This window comes from Paraburkholderia phenoliruptrix, assembly GCF_902859825.1.
Classification (GTDB): Bacteria; Pseudomonadota; Gammaproteobacteria; order Burkholderiales; family Burkholderiaceae; genus Paraburkholderia; species Paraburkholderia phenoliruptrix.
In genome coordinates, this window is sequence record NZ_CADIKB010000109.1 from 1 (window position 1) to 1,477 (window position 1,477).

At 64.0% G+C, this 1,477-nt stretch carries 1 protein-coding gene; it reads left to right on the top strand.

What is annotated here, in order from left to right; genetic code table 11:
* The first annotated feature begins 113 nt into the window (after positions 1-113).
* Complete coding sequence (locus HV711_RS33170; RefSeq protein ID WP_046543550.1) at positions 114-1,427, top strand: IS256-like element IS931 family transposase; 1,314 nt, start codon at positions 114-116, stop codon at positions 1,425-1,427.
* Positions 1,428-1,477 lie beyond the last annotated feature (50 nt).

The window sequence follows — 1,477 nt, forward strand, 5'->3', positions numbered from 1 at the left end:
GGCAATGTCCCAGGCGTAGTTGAAGGTTGAAGGCGGCGGTTCGCCAGTGGAATCCGAGAGAATCGGGTTTCCAGGACCAACCTCCCGAACAGGGAACCAAGGAGAACCGCCACATGAAGCCTGGCAAGAAGAAGGCCCCGAAGGCCAGCGCGCCGTTGAACATCGTCGCCAAGCAGAACGAAGACCGGCTGCGGGCCTGTTTCGCCGAGAACAGTCAGCTCCTGCTGCCAATACTCGATCTGATCCAGAACACCCGCGCGAGCATTGACGAGCTGATGTACGACGCTGGCCGCGGCCTGGTCGAGCAGTTGCTGGTGATCTCGGCGACGGAAGTCGCCGGCGAGAAGCACCCTGGCCGCAAAGGCGGCGAAGTCCGTTGGCACGGCTCGCAACGCGGCCAGATCGTGATGGACGAGCGCAAATTGAACGTCGAGCGGCCACGCCTGCGGCGGCGAGGCGGCGGCGAAGTGCCGATCCCCGCCTACGAGCAGTTGAACCAGAATCCGCGGCTCGCCGAGCGCGTGCACGACATCATGGTCACGGGCGTGTCCACGCGCAAATATGCCAAGGTGCTGCCCGAGATGGCCGGCACGGTGGGCATCTCCAAGAGCAGCGTCTCGCGCGAGTTCATCCAGGCCAGCCAGAGGGCGCTCACCGAGCTGATGGGCCGGCGCTTCGACGATCACGACTTCCTGGCGATCTACCTGGACGGCATCATCGTCGGCACGCGGCACGTTATCGCGGCCATCGGCGTGGACAGCGCCGGCAAGAAACATCTGATGGGGCTCGTGAGCGGTTCGAGCGAGAACGCCCAGGTCGTCAAGGATCTGTTGCGCGGGTTGATCGATCGCGGCTTGTCCACGGAGCTGGAATATCTGTTCGTGATCGACGGTTCCAAGGCGCTGCGTTCGGCGATCGACGAACTCTTCGGCGAGCGTGCCCACGTGCAGCGCTGTCGAACGCACAAGCTGCGCAATGTCCTCGATCGCCTGCCCAAAGAATGCATCTCGCAAACCGCAGCGATCATGAAAGCGGCCTACAAGCTGCCGGCCAAGGACGGCATGGCCAAGCTCGAGACGCACGCAGCGTGGCTCAAGGCCGAGCACCCGGATGCCTCGGCGGCGCTGCTCGAAGGGCTGGAGGAAACGTTCACGGTCAACGAGCTGGGCCTGACGCCGGCGCTCATGCGCGGGCTGTCGACGACCAACCTCATCGAGAACCCCAACGGCGCGGTACGTCGCGTCGCGGGGCGTGTGAAGCGCTATCGCGATGCCGACATGGCGGTGCGCTGGGCAGCAGCGGGGTTCCTGGAAGCCGAGAAGCACTTCCGGAAAATCCTCGGCGTGAGCGAGCTCTGGGTGCTCGCCGCCGCCCTGAAGCGTTCGCCCTCGAAATCCAACATTGACCATGATCGCAAGGTCGCATAATCTATGCCGCACCCGCCGTCCCAACCTTCAACTGTCTGTGGGACATTGCC

Bases quoted from the DNA above. Each gene is read 5' to 3' on its own strand.
- HV711_RS33170 (WP_046543550.1), top strand. From the start codon at position 114: ATGAAGCCTGGCAAGAAGAAGGCCCCGAAGGCCAGCGCGCCGTTGAAC.